The organism is Pseudoxanthomonas indica (assembly GCF_900167565.1).
Lineage (GTDB): Bacteria > Pseudomonadota > Gammaproteobacteria > Xanthomonadales > Xanthomonadaceae > Pseudoxanthomonas_A > Pseudoxanthomonas_A indica.
Window position 1 is genome coordinate 231,294 of the sequence record NZ_FUZV01000002.1, and the last position, 17,382, is coordinate 248,675.

Sequence of the window (17,382 nt, forward strand, 5' to 3'; positions counted from 1 at the left end):
GGGTATAGTGCCGAAAAAGAACGAGACCCGGCATGCGCATCGCTACCATGAATCGAATCCTTGGCCTGGCGTTGGCGGCGACCACGCTACTCGCTTGCAGCGCCCATCCCGTTGGTGACGCGGCCATGCCCGACTGGCTGCAGCAACGCATTGCCGGCTATGAAGCCGGCGCGGAGCACGAATCGCCTTCCGCCATCTGGAAGATCCGCCACAACGGCGCCACCGCTTATTACGTGGTCGCGCCATGCTGCGATCAGTTCAACCCATTGTGGGATGCACGCGGCGACACGCTGTGTCATCCCTCGGGTGGCTTTGCGGGACACGGAGACGGCAAGTGCCCGGCGCCGAAGGATGCCGGCAGCGAAGCGACCTTGCTCTGGTCGGACCCGCGCAAGCCCGCGCCGGAAACGGTGCCTCCCTGAAAAAGAATCGCCCGGCAAGCGGGCGATACTTTCCTTGCTTGCGTAGCGCTACCTCAGTCGACGTGGATATCCGCCAACTTCAACAACGCCTCGGCGTACTTGGCGCGCGTGCGCTCAATCACTTCGGCCGGCAAGCGCGGGCCGGGCGCGGTCTTGCCCCAGTCCAGCGTCTCCAGGTAATCGCGCACGAACTGCTTGTCGTAGCTCGGCGGGCTGGTGCCTATCTCGTACTGATCGGCCGGCCAGTAGCGCGAGGAATCCGGCGTGAGCATCTCGTCCATGATGTACAGGCGACCATCGGCATCGGTGCCGAATTCGAACTTGGTGTCGGCCAGCAGGATGCCGCGTTCGGCCGCGTATTCGGCGGCGTAGCGGTAGATGCGCAGGGTGGCGTCGCGCACGCGCTCGGCCAGCTCCGCACCCACGGTCTTGACCATGGTGTCGAAGTCGATGTTCTCGTCGTGATCGCCAACCGCCGCCTTGGTCGACGGGGTGAAGATCGGCTCGGGCAGGCGCTCGGCCTGACGCAGGCCATCGGCCAGGTCGATGCCGCTGACCTTGCCGGTGCGCTGGTAGTCCTTCCAGCCGCTGCCAATCAGATAGCCACGCGCAATCGCTTCCACCGGCACCGGTTTGAGCTTGCGGGTGACCACGGCGCGTTTGGCGTACAGCGCCGGGTCCACGCCTGCGGGCAGCACGCTGGCCACGTCGATGCCGGTCAGGTGGTTGGGCATCAGGTGCGCGGTCTTGGCGAACCAGAAATTGGAAATCTGGCAGAGCATCTCGCCCTTGCCGGGAATCGGGTCCGGCAGCACCACGTCGAACGCGCTCAGGCGATCGGTGGCCACCATCAACAGGTAGTCGCCGGGCGGGGCGTCGGCGGGCAGGCGCTCGCGGGGCAGGTCGAACACATCGCGGACCTTGCCGCGATGGCGCAGCGGCAAGCCGGGCAGATCGGATTCAAGCAACGTCGTCGGCACAAACACTCCAGAAACGGCCGGGCCGCGTAGTGTACGGCGGGAATGGCCGGCTGTGACGTAAAATGCCCGGGAATTTTGAGGAGTGCGGATGAAGCGCTGGTACGGGAAATTGCTCGGATTCATCGCCGGCTGGCTGCTCATGCGCCACCCCCTGGGCGGCCTGCTCGGCGCCATCATCGGCCATGCCTTCGACGAGGACTGGTTCAAGCTGTCCCGCGAAAATCCCTACCGGATCTTCAACCTGACCAGCGAGGCCAGCGATGCCGAGGTCGACCAGGCCTACCGGCGGCTGATCTCCCAGTACCACCCGGACAAGATGGCCGGCGCGGCGCCCGAACTGGTGCGCCAGGCCGAACGCAAGGCCGGCGAGATCAACGCCGCCTACGACCGCATCAAGACCCTGCGCAAACGCTGACCCATTGCCGAGAGCCGCCCCATGTCGACCTGCCTGATTGCCCCGTCCATCCTGTCCGCCAACTTCGCCAAGCTGGGCGAGGAAGTGGACAACGTGCTCGCCGCCGGTGCGGACTGGGTGCATTTCGACGTGATGGACAACCACTACGTGCCCAACCTGACCATCGGCCCGATGGTCTGCCAGGCGCTGCGCAAGCATGGGGTGACCGCGCCCATCGACGTGCACCTGATGGTGGAGCCGGTGGACCGCATCGTGCCGGACTTCGCCGAGGCCGGCGCCAGCATCATCAGCTTCCACCCGGAAGCCTCGCGCCACGTGCACCGCACGATCCAGCTGATCAAGTCGCACGGCTGCAAGGCCGGGCTGGTGCTGAATCCGGCCACGCCGGTGGATGTGCTGGACTGGGTGCTGGACGACCTGGACCTGGTGCTGCTGATGTCGGTCAATCCGGGCTTTGGCGGCCAGGCGTTCATTCATTCCACGCTGGAAAAACTGCGCGCCGTGCGCCGCAAGATCGACGCCACCGGCAAGGACATCCGCCTGGAAATCGATGGCGGGGTGAAGGCCGACAACATCGGTGAGATTGCGGCAGCGGGCGCGGACGCCTTCGTGGCGGGCTCGGCGATTTTCAACGCGCCGGACTATGCCGACGTGATCCGCCGCATGCGCGCGGCAGTGGCGGCTGCGCGCGGCTGAGCGAAGCCGGACAACGCCTGCACACGCTGCGTCAGGGTGACCGGCTACGCTTGCGCACCCCCACCGGAACTTCCTCCATGGCAGCACCGCATTGGCGCCTGATCCTCAATGGCAAGGCCGCTGGCAACGACGATCTGCGCGAGGCCGTGGCGCATTGGCGCAAGCAGGGCATTGCCCTGTCGGTGCGGGTGACCTGGGAAGCCGGCGATGCCGAGCGCTACGTGGCCGAGGCGATCGAGGCGGGCGTGGATTGCCTGGTGGCCGCAGGCGGGGATGGCACCCTCGGTGAAGTCGCCGCGACCCTGGCCTTGCGTCCGGAAGCGGCCGAAGACCTGCCCAGCCTGGCGCTGGTGCCGCTGGGCACCGCCAACGATTTCGCCAGTGCGGCCGGCGTGGCGCAGGAGCCGCGCGATGCGCTGGGCCTGATCGCCGTGGCCCCGGCGGTGCCGGTGGATCTGCTGAAGGTGCAGGCCGACGATGGCCCGCACTGGTGCGCCAACCTGGCCAGCGGCGGCTTCGGCACCGACGTGACGGTGGAAACCGATGAAGGCTTGAAGAAGGTGCTCGGCGGCCTGGCGTATCTGATTACCGGCATCGCCAAGCTGGGCCGGATCGAGCCGATTCCGGCGCGCATCAGTGGTCCGGAGTTCGAGTGGAGCGGTGAATTCATCGCCCTGGGCATCGGCAATGGCCGCCAGGCCGGCGGTGGCCAGGCGCTGTGTCCGGAAGCGCTGGTCGATGATGGCCTGCTCGATCTGACCATCATCCCGGAGCTGCAGGGCGAACTGGCCGGTACCGTCAGCACCTTGTTGACCCAGGGCAAGCAGCCCGCACTGGAACGCATCGCCACGCGTGCGCGTCTGCCGTGGCTGGAACTGCAAAGCGATCAGCCCATCACCTTGAACCTGGATGGCGAACCGCTGCGTTCACGCCGGTTCCGGGTCGAATGCGTTCCAGGCCGGTTGCGCATGCATCTGCCGCAGGATTGCCCCTTGCTGGCCCCGAATCGCGCTTCACGACTGGTCCAGGCGGACACCCTCGGGTAAAGTACGGTCGTGCCCACGCAGACGCCCCTGCTTTCCGAAATTTCCGCTCGCCACGGCTGGCGATGGTGGCCTGTTGCCGTCGTCTGCCATGCCCCCGCGTCCCGGAAGGAAAGCCACCTTGATCTCGTTCGAGCAGTTCCAGCGCTACGCCGCTGAAGGCCACACCCGCATTCCCGTTGTCCGTGAGGTGTTGTCCGATCTGGACACGCCGCTGTCGGTCTATCTGAAATTGGCCGACGCGCCGCACACCTATCTGTTCGAATCGGTTGAAGGCGGCGAGCGTTTCGGCCGCTACTCGATCATCGGCCTGCCGGCGCGACGGGTCATCACCGTGCGCGGCCAGACCCTGGAAATCCGCGACCATGGCGCGCTGATCGAGCAACGCGAGGTCAGTGATCCGTTTGCCGAAGTCGAAGGCCTGCGCGCGGCTCACTTCGTGCCACAGCTGGAAGGCCTGCCCGGCTTCACCGGTGGCCTGGTGGGCTGGTTCGGCTTCGAGTGCATCGGCTACATCGAGCCGCGGCTGGCGCGTGGCGACAAGCCGGATGAGCTGGGCACGCCCGACATCCTGTTGATGCTGTCCGAAGAACTGGCGGTGTTCGACAACCTCAAGGGCCGGCTGTACCTGATCGTGCATGCCGATCCGCGCGAGGACGGCGCCTGGGAGAACGCGCAGGAACGCCTGGATTCGCTCACCGCCACCCTGCGCCAGCCCGGTTCGGGCTATCCGGCGCCGATCACCCGCGATGTGCTGGACGAAAGCCATTTTGTCTCCGGCTTCACCCGCGAGGGTTTCATCGCCGCGGTCGAGAAATCCAAGGAATACATCCGCGCCGGCGACATCTTCCAGGTAGTGCTGTCGCAGCGCCTGAGCGTGCCGTTCAATGCGCGGCCGGTGGATGTGTACCGCGCGCTGCGCGCGCTCAATCCTTCGCCGTACATGTACTTCCTGGATGTGGGCGATGTGCAGGTGGTGGGTTCCTCGCCGGAAATCCTGGTCCGCCTGCAGGACGGCGAAGTGACCGTGCGCCCGATTGCCGGCACCCGTCCGCGCGGCCGCAGCCACGAGGAAGACGTGGCGCTGGAAGCCGAGCTGCTGGCCGATCCCAAGGAACGCGCCGAGCACCTGATGTTGATCGACCTGGGCCGCAACGACGCCGGTCGCGTGTCGCAGGCCGGCACCGTGGAAGTGGGCGAGCAGTTCGTCATCGAGCGCTACAGCCATGTCATGCACATCGTCAGCGAGGTCACCGGCCGCCTGCTGCCGGGCCTGAGCTATGCCGATGTGCTGCGCGCGACCTTCCCGGCCGGCACGGTCAGTGGCGCGCCGAAGATTCGCGCGCTGGAAGTGATCCGCGAGCTGGAACCGATCAAGCGCAATGTCTATGCCGGCAGCATCGGCTACATCGGCTGGCATGGCGATGCCGATACCGCGATCGCCATACGCACCGCGGTGATCCGCGATGGTCGCCTGCACGTGCAGGCCGGCGCCGGCATCGTCTACGACTCCGACCCGCAGAAAGAGTGGGAGGAGACCATGAACAAGGGACGTGCCTTGTTCCGCGCCGTGGCCGAGGCGGCCAAGGGTCTTTGATTTCCGCCGAGTGAGCAGGAGGGTGCGGTGACGGACAACGACAGCCAATTCCAGGAAAACTGGTTCGAACACAACATCCCGCAATGGCGGGAGTGGCTGGGCGCATTCGCCGGCCGGGCCGGCTTGCGCGCGCTGGAAATCGGCAGCTTCGAAGGCCGCTCGACCCGCTGGCTCTGCGGCAACATCCTGACCGCGCCGGACGCGCATATCGACTGCGTGGACTTCTTCGCCGTGGATCCGGTGTATGGCGACTACCACGCGCGGTTCCGCAAGAACACCGCCGCCTACCAGGACAAAATCAGCGAATACGCCGGCCCCAGTTTCGAGATGCTGCGCCAGCTCGAAGGTCCGTACGACATCGTCTATATCGATGGTTGGCACTCGGCGTTCGGCGCGCTGTCCGATGGCGTGATGACCTGGCCGCTGCTCAACGTGGGCGGGGTGATGATCTTCGACGACTACCTGTGGCTGCCGCCGAAACTGGGCAAGGTGGCAAAACCCAGTGGCTTGTCGCGACGCCTGACCAAACTGCGCGGCGGCGACTGGCGACGTGAAGCCCTGCAACGCAGGATCGACAGCGTCGCCGTGGATACGCCCAAGCTGGGCGTGGACCATCTGCTGGATACCCTGCGCGGCTACCATGAAGTGATTGGCAGCCAGTACCAGCTGGCCGTGCGCAAGACGCGCGGCTTCGACCAGGGCCAGGTGGGTCATGACACCTGAGCATTCCGCGACATCCGCGCGCCCGGCGCGCGCCCCCCACTTAGCGAGACCGTTCCCGTGCTGCTGATGCTCGACAACTACGACAGCTTTACCTACAACCTGGTGCAGTACCTGCAGGCATTGGGCGCGGAGGTGAAGGTGGTGCGCAACGACGCGATGACGGTCGACGAAATCGCGGCGTTGGCGCCCGAACGCATCGTGATCTCGCCAGGTCCGTGCACGCCCAACGAGGCCGGCGTCTCGCTGGAAGTCATCGAACGGCTGGGCGCGACCACGCCGATTCTCGGCGTGTGCCTGGGCCACCAGGGCATCGGCCAGGCCTACGGCGGCAAGGTCATCCGCGCCGGCCAGATCATGCATGGCAAGACTTCGCGCATCCGCCACGAAGGAAAGGGTGTGTTTGCCGGCTTGCCGGACAGTTACGAGGCCACGCGCTACCACTCGCTGGTGGTGGAACGCAGCTCATTGCCCGAGGCGCTGGAAATCACCGCCTGGACCGAGAACGAGGACGGCAGCTTCGAGGAAATCATGGGCCTGCGCCATCGCGAGTTTCCGGTCGAGGGCGTGCAGTTCCATCCGGAGTCGATCCTCACCGAGCATGGCCACGCCCTGCTGAAGAACTTCCTGGAGCGCTGAACCATGCCGATGTCGCCACAAGAAGCGCTGCAGCGCACGATCGAGCACCGTGAAATCTTCCATGACGAGATGGTCGATCTGATGCGCCAGATCATGCGCGGCGATGTCTCGCCGACCATGACCGCGGCGATCCTGACCGGCCTGCGGGTGAAGAAGGAAACGGTGGGCGAAATCGCCGGTGCGGCCACGGTGATGCGCGAGTTCTCGCGCACGGTGCCGGTCAGTGATCGCAGCCGGCTGGTGGACATCGTCGGCACCGGCGGCGATGGTTCGCACACCTTCAATATTTCCACCTGCTCGATGTTCGTCGCGGCGGCGGCGGGTGCGCGCATCGCCAAGCATGGCAATCGCAGCGTGTCGTCCAAGTCCGGCAGCGCCGATGTGCTGGAAGCGCTGGGCGCGGCCATTGAATTGCAGCCCGAACAGGTGGCCGCTTCCATCGAGCAGGCCGGCATCGGCTTCATGTTCGCGCCCATCCACCATCCGGCGATGAAGGTGGTGGCGCCGGTGCGTCGCGAGATGGGCGTGCGCACGATCTTCAACATTCTCGGCCCGCTGACCAATCCGGCCGGTGCGCCCAACATCCTGATGGGCGTGTTCCATCCGGATCTGGTCGGCATCCAGGCGCGCGTGCTGCAGGAACTGGGCGCCGAACGCGCACTGGTCGTGTGGGGCCGCGACGGCATGGATGAGCTTTCGCTGGGCGCGGCCACCCTGGTGGGCGAACTGCGTGATGGCGAGGTACGCGAGTACGAGCTGCATCCGGAAGACTTCGGCATCGCCATGGCCGCCAGCCGCAACCTGCGCGTGGCGGATGCGGCCGAATCGCGCGAGATGCTGCTGGGTGTGCTCGACAACCGGCCGGGGCCGGCGCGCGAAATCGTGGTGCTCAACGCCGGCGCGGCGCTGTACGTGGCCGGCGTGGCGGAAAGCGTCGAAGAAGGCATCGCGCAGTCGCGCGAAGCCATTGCCAGCGGCCATGCCTTGGCGCGCTTGCAGGACTTTGTACGGGTCAGCCAGTCGCTGGCCAAGGGCGCATGACATGTCAGCCAGCGGATTCGCCAGCCTGCCCAAGCCGCCGTATTACGCGGTGATTTTTTCCTCCCTGCGCAATGACCGGGATGACGCCGGATACGGCGCCATGGCCGATCGCATGGTCGAGCTGGCCGCGCAGCAGCCCGGCTTCCTGGGGGTGGAGTCCACCCGCGGCGCCGACGGCTTCGGCATCACCGTGGCGTACTGGGACAGCGAGGACGCGATCCGCGCCTGGCGCCAGCATGCCGAACACACCGCCGCGCGCGAGCAGGGTCGCCGCGACTGGTACGATCACTTTGAATTGCGCGTGGCCAAGGTGGAACGCGCCTACGGTTGGAACCGATCCCCCGAATGAGCGACATCCTGGAAAAAATCCTGGCGCGCAAGGCTGAGGAAATCGCCGCGCGCCGCGCCGTCACGCCCCTGCAGGAGCTGGTGGCGCGGGCGGCGGACGCGCCGGCCACGCGTGGCTTTGCCAACGCCTTGAACGCGATGATCGCGCAGGGCGATCCGGCGGTGATTGCCGAAGTGAAGAAGGCCAGCCCGTCCAAGGGCGTGATCCGGCCGGATTTCCGCCCGGCGGATATCGCGGTGAGCTACGAGTTTGGCGGTGCGGCCTGCCTGTCGGTGCTGACCGACGTGGATTTTTTCCAGGGCGCCGATGACTACCTGCGGCAAGCGCGCGACGCCTGCACGCTGCCGGTGCTGCGCAAGGATTTCACCGTCGATCCCTACCAGGTCTACGAGGCGCGCACGCTCGGCGCGGACTGCATCCTGCTGATCGTGGCGGCCCTGGATGACCACCAGTTGGTGGGGCTGTCGGACCTGGCGCTGGAACTGGGCATGGACGTGCTGGTGGAAGTGCACGACATCGACGAGCTGGAGCGTGCGCTGCAGGTGCCGGTGCCGCTGATCGGCATCAACAACCGCAACCTGCGCACCTTCGAGGTGTCGCTGGACGTGACCCTGGAAATGAAGGACGCGGTGCCGCGCGATCGCCTGCTGGTCACCGAGAGCGGCATCCTGGTGCCGGATGACGTGGCGAAAATGCGTGCCGCCGGGGTCGATGCCTTCCTGGTCGGCGAGACGTTCATGCGCGCCGAAGAGCCGGGCGAGGCGCTGCGTCAGCTATTCTTCGCCGCATGAGCAAGTCCGTGTACCCCCGGCCCCGGCCGGAAGCCCCGCTGGTGGTGTTCGATTTCGATCACACCCTGTACGACGGCGATTCCGGTGGGCATTTGGTCAAGTGGTTGCTGGTGCGCAATCCCCTGCGCGCGCTGGTGGCGGTGGCCGCTTCGCTGGTGCTGGGGCCGATGACGGCGTTCCTGCCCACCCGTCGTCATGGCATCTCCGGCTATATCTGGATCGGCACGTTCGGCCTGCATGGCCGGCGCAGCTTCGACTCGCTGATTGACCGCTATGTGGCCACGCATCGCGAGGAAATCCAGGCCCGGCTGCTGCCAGTGGCGCTGGAGGTGTTCCGCGAACATCGTGCCGCTGGCGATTGCGTGGTGGTGGCCACCGGCGCACCGCCGGAACTGGCGCGTGCGATCCTGAAATTCGTGGCCCACGAAGACGTGCCGGTGGTGGGCACCGCGGTGGGCCCGCGCCTGGGCGCGGTGGTGGCCACGCGCCACTGCCACAACGAGGAAAAGATGCGCATGCTGCGCGAGCGCGGCTATGGCGAAGTGGCCGTGGCCTATTCGGACAGCAGCGCCGACCTGCCGTTGCTGAAAGCAGCGCGCGCGCCGGTAGTGGTCAATCCCAAGGCCTCGCGGGTGCCGATGTTCCGCAAGGTGCTGCCGCCCGGCACGCCGATACTCAACTGGGGTTGTGCGGATCGGGCCGGTAGCCGCGACCCGCTGGCGGTCCATCGCGAAGCCGACGGCCAGTAGCCGTCCTTGCCGCCGGTGGGGCGCTGCCCGCCGGAGCGGTAGCCGTCTCAGCGGGTGCCGTAAACCACGACGGTTTTGCCACGCGCGTGCAGCGCGCCGTCGGCCTGCAGCTTCTTGAGCACGCGGCCGGCCATTTCGCGCGAGCAGCCGACCAGGCGGGCCAGTTCCTGGCGCGAGACGCGCAGCTGGGTGCCTTGCGGATGGCTCATCGCTTCGGGTTCGCGCGCCAGATCATGCAGCGTGCGCACGATGCGGTCGGTGACATCCAGGAACGCAAGGCGGCTGGCCTTGCGGCTGGTATCCAGCAGGCGCCGCGAAAGCTGCGCGCCAATGGCGTAGAGCAGCTTGGGCGCGTCGGCCGAGAGCGTGCCCAGGAACAGCTGGTGCAGGCGCTCGTAGCTGATTTCCGCCAGCTCGCACTGGGTGCGGGTGCGGAGGATGACCTCGCGCCGGTCGGACTCGATGAACAGGCCCATTTCACCGACGAACTCGCCGGAGCCGAAGTAGCCCAGGACCAGCTCGCGGTCGTCGTCTTCCTCGGTGATGATGCTGACCGAGCCGCTGACCACGTAATACAAGGTGCCGGCCGGGTCGCCGGGCCGGAAGACATCGGCGCGGGCGGGGTAGCGGCGGCGATGACTGTGAGCCAGGAACCGCTCAAGCGTCGCCGTATCCGGCGTCAGCGGGTTGGCGGCAGCACGGGCGGGGGCGGAAAGGGGGATGCCTGGGCTCATGGTGGTCGGGGCAGTGAATTCACGAAGCTTAGGTCAACGTGAGCCCCACGGCAAACCCCGCCATGCAAGGGCTGGGCCAAAGCGGCGTCGGCGGGCCGACGCCCCTGCCGGGCCTGCGGGCCACCGACATTTCGTTGTCACGCGGTTTGCCTCATAATCGCGCCCCTTCACCGACACCCCCAGAGAGGGACCGCTGCCGTGGTAAAACCACTGCCTCGCCTCAGGCTGCAAGGCTTCAACAACCTCACCAAGGCGCTGAGCTTCAATATCTACGACGTGTGCTACGCCGTCTCCGAAGACGAGCGCCAGCGCTACATCGAATACATCGACGAGGAATACAACGCCGATCGCCTGACCCAGATCCTGACGGATGTGGCGGAGATCATCGGCGCCAACATCCTGAACGTGGCCCGCCAGGACTACGACCCGCAGGGCGCCTCGGTGACGATCCTGATCTCCGAAGAACCGGTGATCGACAAGAAGCAGGCAGGCAAGGAAATCATCTCCGACGCCGTGGTCGCGCATATGGACAAGAGCCATATCACCGTCCATACGTACCCGGAGACGCATCCGCAGCACGGCATCGCCACCTTCCGCGCCGACATCGACGTGGCCACCTGCGGCGTGATCTCGCCGCTGAAGGCGTTGAACTACCTGATCGAAAGCCTGGAATCGGACATCGTGATCATGGACTACCGCGTCCGTGGCTTCACCCGTGACGTGAAGGGCAAGAAGCACTACATCGATCACAAGATCAATTCGATCCAGAACTTCCTGGCCAGCAACATCAAGTCGCGCTACGAGATGTTCGACGTCAACGTCTATCAGGAAAACATCTTCCACACCAAGATGCACCTGAAGGACTTCGACCTGGACCAGTACCTGTTCGAAGAGAAGGCCAAGAACCTGTCGTTCAAGGAACGCATGAAGATCGAAGCGCTGCTCAAGCGCGAGATCGAAGAGCTGTTCCATGGGCGCAACCTGTCCGAGTAAGCCCGGCAGGCGCCGACGGGTTACATCCCGTTCGGCACCGGCGGATTAGTCTGGCGGCACAGTGAGCGGGACGACCCGCCCGCGGCTCGCGCCGCGAACCAGGACCGACGGCGGTCCGGAACGTAAGTTCCGGGCCGTTTTGCGTTACAGGCCCGGGAAAAACCTGGAGGTAATCATGGCGTGGGTATATCTGGTGTTGGCGGGTGTGTTGGAAGTGGTGTGGGCGGTGGGGCTGAAGTACTCCGAAGGCTTCAGCAAGCTCTGGCCGAGCGTGATCACGTTGGTCGCCACGGTAGCCAGCTTCTGGCTGCTGGCTCTGGCCTTGAAGCATTTGCCGCTGGGCACGGGCTATGCGATCTGGGTCGGCATCGGCGCGGTCGGCACGGCCGTGCTGGGCATGCTGATCTTCAAGGAACCGGCGACGGTGGCGCGGCTGATGTGCATCGGCCTGATCGTGGCCGGCATCATCGGCCTGAAGTTGACCTCGGGCGCCGACGCGGCCTGAGGCGGTGGCTCACAGCCGGTAGGCGATCGCCTTCATGAAGTTGGAGGCGGTCGCCATCAGCCGCGGAATCGGCTGCGGCAACGCGCGCGCGCCGGCCTGCTCGGCGTGCTCGGCGTGGCGGGCTTCATCGGCTTTCATCACCTGCAGGATTTCGCGGCTGCGCAGATCGGCCGGCGGCAGGGTTTCCAGGTGTTCGTCCAGATGGGCTTCCACCTGGTGCTCGGTTTCCACCACGAAGCCCAGGCTCCAGCCGTCACCGCGCAGGCCGGCCAGCGCACCCAGTGCATAGCTGCCGGCGTACCAGAGCGGATTGAACAGGCTGGCGCGGCTGTCCAGTTCGCGCAGGCGATCAGCGCACCAGGCCAGATGATCGGTTTCTTCCTGCGCGGCTTCGAGCAGCTGCGCGCGGGTCTGCTCGTCGCGGGCGACCGCGGCCTGGCCGAAATACAGGCCTTGCGCGCAGACCTCGCCGACGTGGTTGATGCGCATCAGGCCGGCCGCATGGCGGCGCTCATCGGCCGTCAGCTCCACTTCGGGGGTGTCGCCGGCCGGATTGGCGCGCAGGGCGGGCGGATTGCCGAACACCGTCTCCAGCGCCCGCTGTGATTCCACCAGCAGGCGGTCCAGGGGGGTATGCAGACGCTGGGCAGTCATGGGCGGGGCGGGGTGGGGGACCAGCCGGCATTGTCTCCGCCACCGGCGATACTGCCAACCGGTGGGCCGGATCCGCTTCCGGCCCCGCTCAGGCAAGCCAACCCCGGACTTGCGTGAACCCGGCCGGGTCCGTACAATCCCGCTCCTTTCCGCCGTACCACAACGCGTGGCAGAGTTCCGCCGGCTTTCCGGTGCAATGAGCCCGACCAAACAACAGAGTCAGTCATGAAAACCTTTACCGCCAAGTCCGAGACCGTCCAGCGCGACTGGTATCTCGTCGACGCCGCTGGCAAGACGCTGGGTCGTCTTTCCACCGAGCTCGCCCGCCGCCTGCGTGGCAAGCACAAGCCCGTCTACACCCCGCACGTCGATACCGGTGATTACCTCGTCGTAATCAATGCCGAGAAGATCGCGGTGACCGGCAACAAGCTGCAGGACAAGAAGTACCATCGCTTCACCGGCTACATCGGCAACCTGAAGACGGAAACCCTGGCGCAAGCGCTGGAACGTCATCCGGAGCGCGTCATCGAGACCGCCGTGAAGGGCATGCTGCCGAAGGGCCCGCTGGGTCGCGACATGTACCGCAAGCTCAAGGTCTACAAGGGCTCCGAGCATCCGCATTCCGCACAGCAGCCGCAGCCGCTGGACATCTGAGGCAATCATGGCAATCACCCAAAATTACGGCACCGGCCGTCGCAAGTCCTCCACCGCCCGCGTGTTTCTGCGCAAGGGCGCCGGCAACATCACGGTCAACGGTCGTCCGCTGGACGAGTTCTTTGGTCGCGAAACCGCGCGCATGATCGTGCGCCAGCCGCTGGAGCTGACCAAGAACACTGAAAACTTCGACATCCTGGTCACCGCCACCGGCGGCGGCACCACCGGTCAGGCCGGCGCTATCCGTCTGGGTATCGCACGCGCGCTGGTGGAGTATGATGAAACCCTGAAGAGCGAACTGCGCAAGGCAGGCTTCATGACCCGCGACGCCCGCGAAGTCGAGCGTAAGAAGGTCGGTCTGCACAAGGCACGTCGCGCTACCCAGTTCTCGAAGCGCTAATCCAGGCTTCCAACGCGTTACAGCCCCGTCGCCAAGCGGTAAGGCACCTGACTCTGACTCAGGCATTCGGTGGTTCGAATCCATCCGGGGCTGCCAATTCGAAGTCCGCAAGGACATCAGCAAAAAGCTCGCTACGGCGAGCTTTTTGTTTTTGGCGCTCCGATAATGGAGGCCTTCGCGCTTGCGCTCGCTGTGATCGGATCCCCGCCATGGTCGCCACGTTCCTGCCTCCCTTTTCAACTGCCGAGCAACTGCAGCCGTGCATGCGCGAGCGCGGTTACGCGGTGTTGACGCCGGAGGCGCTGGCGCAAGCCACGGGCGTTGCCCTTGCGGATCTGCAGGCCTTGACGCCTGACTGGGACGATCTGGAAGTGGATCAGTACCTCAAGGATGGCGGACGCTATCGCCGCCGCCGCCATTCCTGTTTCATCGCGGACCACAGTCGGCTGGAGCAGGCGCCGCATCGCGCGCATTGGCAGTCGGTGGACTACAACGCGCTGCACGGTGGCATGCATCGCTGGTTCGAGCCGATGAAGCCGGCCACAGCGGCCAATGACGCCTGGCAGACGCTGCTGCTGGGGCTGTCCCGGCATTGCTCGGCGTTGAAGGGCGAGCAGCCCTGGTACATCGAGGCGCATCAGTTCCGCATCGATACCATCGATGGCATCGGCCGGCCGACGCCGGAAGGCGCGCACCGCGACGGCGTGGATTTCGTGGCGGTGCTGCTGGTGGCGCGAGAAGGCATCAAGGGCGGCGAAACCCGTGTGTTCGAGGCCGCTGGCCCCGACGGCCAGCGTTTTACCCTGGAGACACCGTGGTCACTGCTGTTGCTGGATGATGCCCGCGTCATCCACGAATCCACGCCGATCCAGCCCGCTGCCGATGGCGGTGGGCATCGCGATACGCTCGTGCTGACCTTCCGCTCCGGGGGCTTCCAGGGCGAAGCCTGATGCGGCCCCCGAACGGACCCGGGGTAGTTACAATTGAAACCAACAGTCAGCCAACGAGTGGGGAAAGAATGAAGCTGGGTTCGTTGAAAGAAGGCGGCCGCGACGGCACGCTGATCGTGGTGTCGCGTGATCTGACCCGCGCCGTGCGCGCCACCAGCATTGCCGCCACGCTGCAGGCCGCACTGGAAGACTGGTCCAACCTGGCGCCGCGCCTGAACGCGTTGTCCGAATCGATCAACGCGGATGATGCCGACGGCGTCTTCGATCTGGATCCCAAGGCGCTGGCCGCACCGTTGCCGCGCGCCTACGAATTTGTCGATGGCAGCGCCTACCTGCCGCATGTGGAGCGCGTGCGGCGTGCGCGCGGCGCCGAGATTCCGGACACCTTCTACACCGACCCGCTGATGTACCAGGCCACCAGCGCTGGTTTCTACGGCCCGCGCGATGCGGTGCGCGTGGTCAGCGAGGACTACGGCATCGACCTGGAAGCCGAACTGGTGGTGATCACCGACGACGTGCCGATGGCGGTGACGCCGGAACAGGCCGCCGCGCACATCCAGCTCGTGGGTTTGGTCAACGATGTCTCGCTGCGCAATCTGATCCCGCCGGAGCTGGCCAAGGGCTTCGGCTTCCTGCAGTCCAAGCCGCGCTCGGCCTTGTCGCCGGTGTTCGTAACCCCGGACGAGCTGGGCGCCGCCTGGCAGGACAGCAAGGTGCACCTGCCGCTGCTGACCCACATCAACGGCCAGTGGTTTGGCGCGCCGGAAGCGGGCGAGGACATGCAGTTCAATTTCGCCCAGTTGGTGGCGCACGCGGCCAAGACGCGTCCGCTGTCGGCCGGCGCCATCGTCGGCTCGGGCACCATCGCCAACCAGGACACCAGCAAGGGCGCCTCGTGCTTTGCCGAGCAGCGCACGGTGGAAACATTGCGTGACGGCAAGCCGAGCACTCCGTTCATGAAATTTGGTGACGTGGTCCGCATCGAGATGCTGGACCGTGACGGCCATTCCATTTTTGGTGCAATCGAGCAGCGAATCGAGCAGCAGTCCTTGTCTTGAGGCAAGGCAGCGGCAAACTGGGTCAGCGCGAGCAGGGGAAACGCATGGTCAGTGGGTTACAGGGAAGTCGGTTCGACCGGCCGCAGGATCGCGGCCATGGGTGAGCATTTGCGCCTGTACTCGTACTGGCGGTCGAGCGCCGCCTATCGCGTGCGCATTGGCCTGAACCTGAAAGGCTTGAGCTACGAAATCCTGCCCGTGCACCTGGTGCGCGACGGCGGCCAGCAGCACCAGCCCGACTACGCGGCCAAGAATCCCCAGCACCTGGTGCCGACGCTGCTGCATGGCACCCGCGTGGTGCGGCAGTCGTTGGCGATCCTGGAATATCTGGACGAGGCCTGGCCGTCGCCGCGGCTGCTGCCGATGACCGCCCGCGATCGCGCCCGCGTGCGCGCGCTGGCGCAGATGGTCACCAGCGACATCCATCCGCTCAACAATCTGCGCGTGCTGCAATACTTCGAGAACACCTGGCATGTGCCGCACGCCGAGCGCGATGACTGGATCAAGCACTGGATCCTGGAAGGCTTCACCGCCATGGAGTCACTGCTGTCGCAGGACTCGGCCACCGGCGTCTATTGCCATGGCCAGAGCCCGGGCATGGCCGATTGTTGTCTGATTCCGCAGATCTTCAATGCGCGCCGCTTTGGCGTGGACATGGATGCGTTTCCGACCCTGGTGCGCATCGAGCAGGCCTGCCTGGCCTTGCCCGCCTTCGATCATGCTCGTCCGGAGCGGCAGCCGGACGCGCAGTAAGGCGGTTGCGGCGACGCAGTGCGTCGCCGGCGGTTACGAAAAGCCCTGGGTGATGCGCGGCGCGCTGCCGGTGTCGTAGTCGGCGTATGGATCGTGTTCGCCCTTGCTGCCTTCGGACAGGCGGAATTTCAGCGCCAGGCCATCACGCGAATCGGCGGCACGCAGCGCTTCTTCCTGCTCGATCTGGCCTTCCTTGACCATGCGGAACAGGCACTGGTCGAAGGTTTCCATGCCTTCTTCCAGCGATTCTTCCATCGCCTGCTTGATTTCGTGGACCTGGCCGCGGCGCAGCAGGTCGCGAATCATCGGCGTGTTGATCAGCACTTCCGCGGCCGGCAGGCGGCGACCATCCTCACCCTTGACCAGACGCTGCGAGACCACGGCGCGCAGGTTCAGCGCCAGGTTCATCAGCACGTTCTTGTGCGCACTCTCGGGGAAGAAGTTGAGGATGCGTTCGATGGTCTGGTCGGCGTTGTTCGAGTGCAGCGTGGCCAGGCACAGGTGACCGGTTTCGGCAAAGGCGATGGCCGCCTCCATCGTGGTGGCGTCCAGGATTTCGCCAATCAGGATGACGTCCGGCGCCTCGCGCATCGCATTCTTCAGCGCGTTGTGGAAGGCATGCGTATCCAGGCCTACTTCGCGCTGGTTGACGATAGACTGCTTGTGCTTGTGCAGGTATTCGATCGGATCTTCGATGGTCAGGATGTGGCCGGTGGTGCTGTTGTTGCGGTGGTCGATCATCGACGCCAGCGTGGTCGACTTGCCCGAACCGGTGGAGCCGACAATCAGCACCAGCCCGCGCGGGGTCATGATGATGTCCTTGAGCACCGACGGCAGGTGCAGCTCCTCGATCGAGGGGATCACGCTGCGGATGGCGCGGATGACCATGCCCACTTCGCCGCGCTGCTTGAACACGTTGACGCGGAAGCGTCCGGCGTCCTGCAGAGCGATCGCCATGTTGAGTTCCAGCTCGCGCTCGAAGGTGGGCACCTGGCCCTCGTCCATCAGCGAGTAAGCGATCTTCTTGACCATGCCCGCCGGCAGGCCAGTGTTGCCCAGCGGGTAGAGCTTGCCTTCAATCTTGATGTAGACCGGCGCCCCGGTGGTCAAAAACATGTCCGAGGCGTTTTTCTCGGTCATCAGCTTCAGGAAATAGCCGATGTCCATATGCAAGCATCCCCAATATGGCGGCCACCATTGCAACGGCGCCGCAGGCTTCCGACAATGGCCGCGCGATCC

At 65.5% G+C, this 17,382-nt stretch carries 22 protein-coding genes and 1 tRNA gene; 19 read left to right on the forward strand and 4 right to left on the reverse strand.

Features of this window, described 5'->3' with window-relative positions; all coding sequences use genetic code 11:
* Positions 1 to 47 precede the first annotated feature (47 nt).
* The gene (locus B5X78_RS11690) at positions 48 to 422 is read left to right on the forward strand and encodes a DUF6970 domain-containing protein (RefSeq protein ID WP_139381543.1); all 375 of its coding nucleotides are present in this window, start codon (positions 48 to 50) and stop codon (positions 420 to 422) included.
* Between the two features lie 53 nt (positions 423 to 475).
* On the opposite strand, the gene B5X78_RS11695 is transcribed toward B5X78_RS11690, so the two are convergent.
* A complete protein-coding gene (locus tag B5X78_RS11695; RefSeq protein ID WP_079726154.1) occupies positions 476 to 1,402 on the reverse strand; it encodes a phosphoribosylaminoimidazolesuccinocarboxamide synthase in 927 nt (308 codons plus the stop codon).
* Between the two features lie 88 nt (positions 1,403 to 1,490).
* On the opposite strand from B5X78_RS11695, the gene B5X78_RS11700 reads away from it, so the two are divergent.
* From B5X78_RS11700 to B5X78_RS11745, 10 genes are all read left to right on the forward strand, one after another.
* The gene (locus B5X78_RS11700) at positions 1,491 to 1,817 is read left to right on the forward strand and encodes a J domain-containing protein (RefSeq protein ID WP_079724717.1); all 327 of its coding nucleotides are present in this window, start codon (positions 1,491 to 1,493) and stop codon (positions 1,815 to 1,817) included.
* 21 nt (positions 1,818 to 1,838) lie between these two features.
* A complete protein-coding gene (gene rpe, locus B5X78_RS11705; RefSeq protein ID WP_079724718.1) occupies positions 1,839 to 2,513 on the forward strand; it encodes a ribulose-phosphate 3-epimerase in 675 nt (224 codons plus the stop codon).
* A gap of 77 nt (positions 2,514 to 2,590) precedes the next feature.
* Complete coding sequence (gene yegS, locus B5X78_RS11710) at positions 2,591 to 3,559, forward strand: lipid kinase YegS (protein ID WP_079724719.1); 969 nt, start codon at positions 2,591 to 2,593, stop codon at positions 3,557 to 3,559.
* A 118-nt stretch (positions 3,560 to 3,677) separates the two neighbouring features.
* Positions 3,678 to 5,153 (forward strand): anthranilate synthase component I, encoded by a 1,476-nt coding sequence (trpE, locus tag B5X78_RS11715; protein ID WP_079724720.1) that lies wholly within the window; start codon positions 3,678 to 3,680, stop codon positions 5,151 to 5,153.
* 27 nt (positions 5,154 to 5,180) lie between these two features.
* On the forward strand, positions 5,181 to 5,876 hold the full coding sequence (locus B5X78_RS11720; RefSeq protein WP_079724721.1) for a class I SAM-dependent methyltransferase: 696 nt from the start codon (positions 5,181 to 5,183) through the stop codon (positions 5,874 to 5,876).
* Between the two features lie 57 nt (positions 5,877 to 5,933).
* Entirely contained in the window at positions 5,934 to 6,512 is a 579-nt protein-coding gene (locus B5X78_RS11725) for an anthranilate synthase component II (RefSeq protein WP_079724722.1), read from the forward strand.
* A gap of 3 nt (positions 6,513 to 6,515) precedes the next feature.
* Positions 6,516 to 7,553 carry an anthranilate phosphoribosyltransferase gene (gene trpD / locus B5X78_RS11730; RefSeq protein ID WP_079724723.1) on the forward strand — a complete coding sequence of 346 codons (1,038 nt, stop codon included), beginning with the start codon at positions 6,516 to 6,518 and terminating at the stop codon, positions 7,551 to 7,553.
* A gap of 1 nt (position 7,554) precedes the next feature.
* Complete coding sequence (locus B5X78_RS11735) at positions 7,555 to 7,902, forward strand: antibiotic biosynthesis monooxygenase family protein (protein WP_079724724.1); 348 nt, start codon at positions 7,555 to 7,557, stop codon at positions 7,900 to 7,902.
* Positions 7,899 to 8,693, forward strand: coding sequence for an indole-3-glycerol phosphate synthase TrpC (trpC, locus tag B5X78_RS11740; RefSeq protein WP_079724725.1), 795 nt, complete (start codon positions 7,899 to 7,901; stop codon positions 8,691 to 8,693). The genes B5X78_RS11735 and trpC overlap by 4 nt, the downstream gene beginning before the upstream one ends.
* A complete protein-coding gene (locus tag B5X78_RS11745) occupies positions 8,690 to 9,442 on the forward strand; it encodes a haloacid dehalogenase-like hydrolase (RefSeq protein ID WP_079724726.1) in 753 nt (250 codons plus the stop codon). Before trpC ends, B5X78_RS11745 begins: the two co-directional genes overlap by 4 nt.
* A 47-nt stretch (positions 9,443 to 9,489) precedes the next feature.
* Here B5X78_RS11745 and crp read toward each other — a convergent pair whose 3' ends face one another.
* Positions 9,490 to 10,176 (reverse strand): cAMP-activated global transcriptional regulator CRP, encoded by a 687-nt coding sequence (crp, locus tag B5X78_RS11750; protein WP_079724727.1) that lies wholly within the window; start codon positions 10,174 to 10,176, stop codon positions 9,490 to 9,492.
* 198 nt (positions 10,177 to 10,374) lie between these two features.
* On the opposite strand from crp, the gene speD reads away from it, so the two are divergent.
* A complete protein-coding gene (gene speD, locus B5X78_RS11755) occupies positions 10,375 to 11,169 on the forward strand; it encodes an adenosylmethionine decarboxylase (protein ID WP_079724728.1) in 795 nt (264 codons plus the stop codon).
* Between the two features lie 175 nt (positions 11,170 to 11,344).
* Positions 11,345 to 11,674: a quaternary ammonium compound efflux SMR transporter SugE gene (gene sugE / locus B5X78_RS11760; protein ID WP_079724729.1), complete on the forward strand. Its 330-nt coding sequence runs from the start codon at positions 11,345 to 11,347 to the stop codon at positions 11,672 to 11,674.
* Positions 11,675 to 11,683: 9 nt separating this feature from the next.
* Here the strand turns inward: sugE and coq7 are convergent, their stop codons facing one another.
* The gene (gene coq7 / locus B5X78_RS11765; protein WP_079724730.1) at positions 11,684 to 12,328 is read right to left on the reverse strand and encodes a 2-polyprenyl-3-methyl-6-methoxy-1,4-benzoquinone monooxygenase; all 645 of its coding nucleotides are present in this window, start codon (positions 12,326 to 12,328) and stop codon (positions 11,684 to 11,686) included.
* A 225-nt stretch (positions 12,329 to 12,553) separates the two neighbouring features.
* On the opposite strand from coq7, the gene rplM reads away from it, so the two are divergent.
* The 6 genes from rplM (at position 12,554) to maiA (ending at position 16,143) form a co-directional block, all read left to right on the forward strand.
* Positions 12,554 to 12,982 carry a 50S ribosomal protein L13 gene (rplM, locus tag B5X78_RS11770; protein WP_079724731.1) on the forward strand — a complete coding sequence of 143 codons (429 nt, stop codon included), beginning with the start codon at positions 12,554 to 12,556 and terminating at the stop codon, positions 12,980 to 12,982.
* Between the two features lie 7 nt (positions 12,983 to 12,989).
* Positions 12,990 to 13,382 carry a 30S ribosomal protein S9 gene (gene rpsI, locus B5X78_RS11775; RefSeq protein WP_079724732.1) on the forward strand — a complete coding sequence of 131 codons (393 nt, stop codon included), beginning with the start codon at positions 12,990 to 12,992 and terminating at the stop codon, positions 13,380 to 13,382.
* A 21-nt stretch (positions 13,383 to 13,403) separates the two neighbouring features.
* A tRNA-Gln gene (locus B5X78_RS11780) sits at positions 13,404 to 13,478 on the forward strand.
* A gap of 113 nt (positions 13,479 to 13,591) precedes the next feature.
* A complete protein-coding gene (locus B5X78_RS11785; RefSeq protein ID WP_079724733.1) occupies positions 13,592 to 14,332 on the forward strand; it encodes a 2OG-Fe dioxygenase family protein in 741 nt (246 codons plus the stop codon).
* A gap of 68 nt (positions 14,333 to 14,400) precedes the next feature.
* Positions 14,401 to 15,390: a fumarylacetoacetate hydrolase family protein gene (locus B5X78_RS11790; protein WP_079724734.1), complete on the forward strand. Its 990-nt coding sequence runs from the start codon at positions 14,401 to 14,403 to the stop codon at positions 15,388 to 15,390.
* A gap of 96 nt (positions 15,391 to 15,486) precedes the next feature.
* Entirely contained in the window at positions 15,487 to 16,143 is a 657-nt protein-coding gene (gene maiA / locus B5X78_RS11795) for a maleylacetoacetate isomerase (RefSeq protein ID WP_079724735.1), read from the forward strand.
* 33 nt (positions 16,144 to 16,176) lie between these two features.
* Here the strand turns inward: maiA and B5X78_RS11800 are convergent, their stop codons facing one another.
* On the reverse strand, positions 16,177 to 17,310 hold the full coding sequence (locus B5X78_RS11800; RefSeq protein ID WP_079724736.1) for a PilT/PilU family type 4a pilus ATPase: 1,134 nt from the start codon (positions 17,308 to 17,310) through the stop codon (positions 16,177 to 16,179).
* Between the last annotated feature and the right edge of the window lie 72 nt (positions 17,311 to 17,382).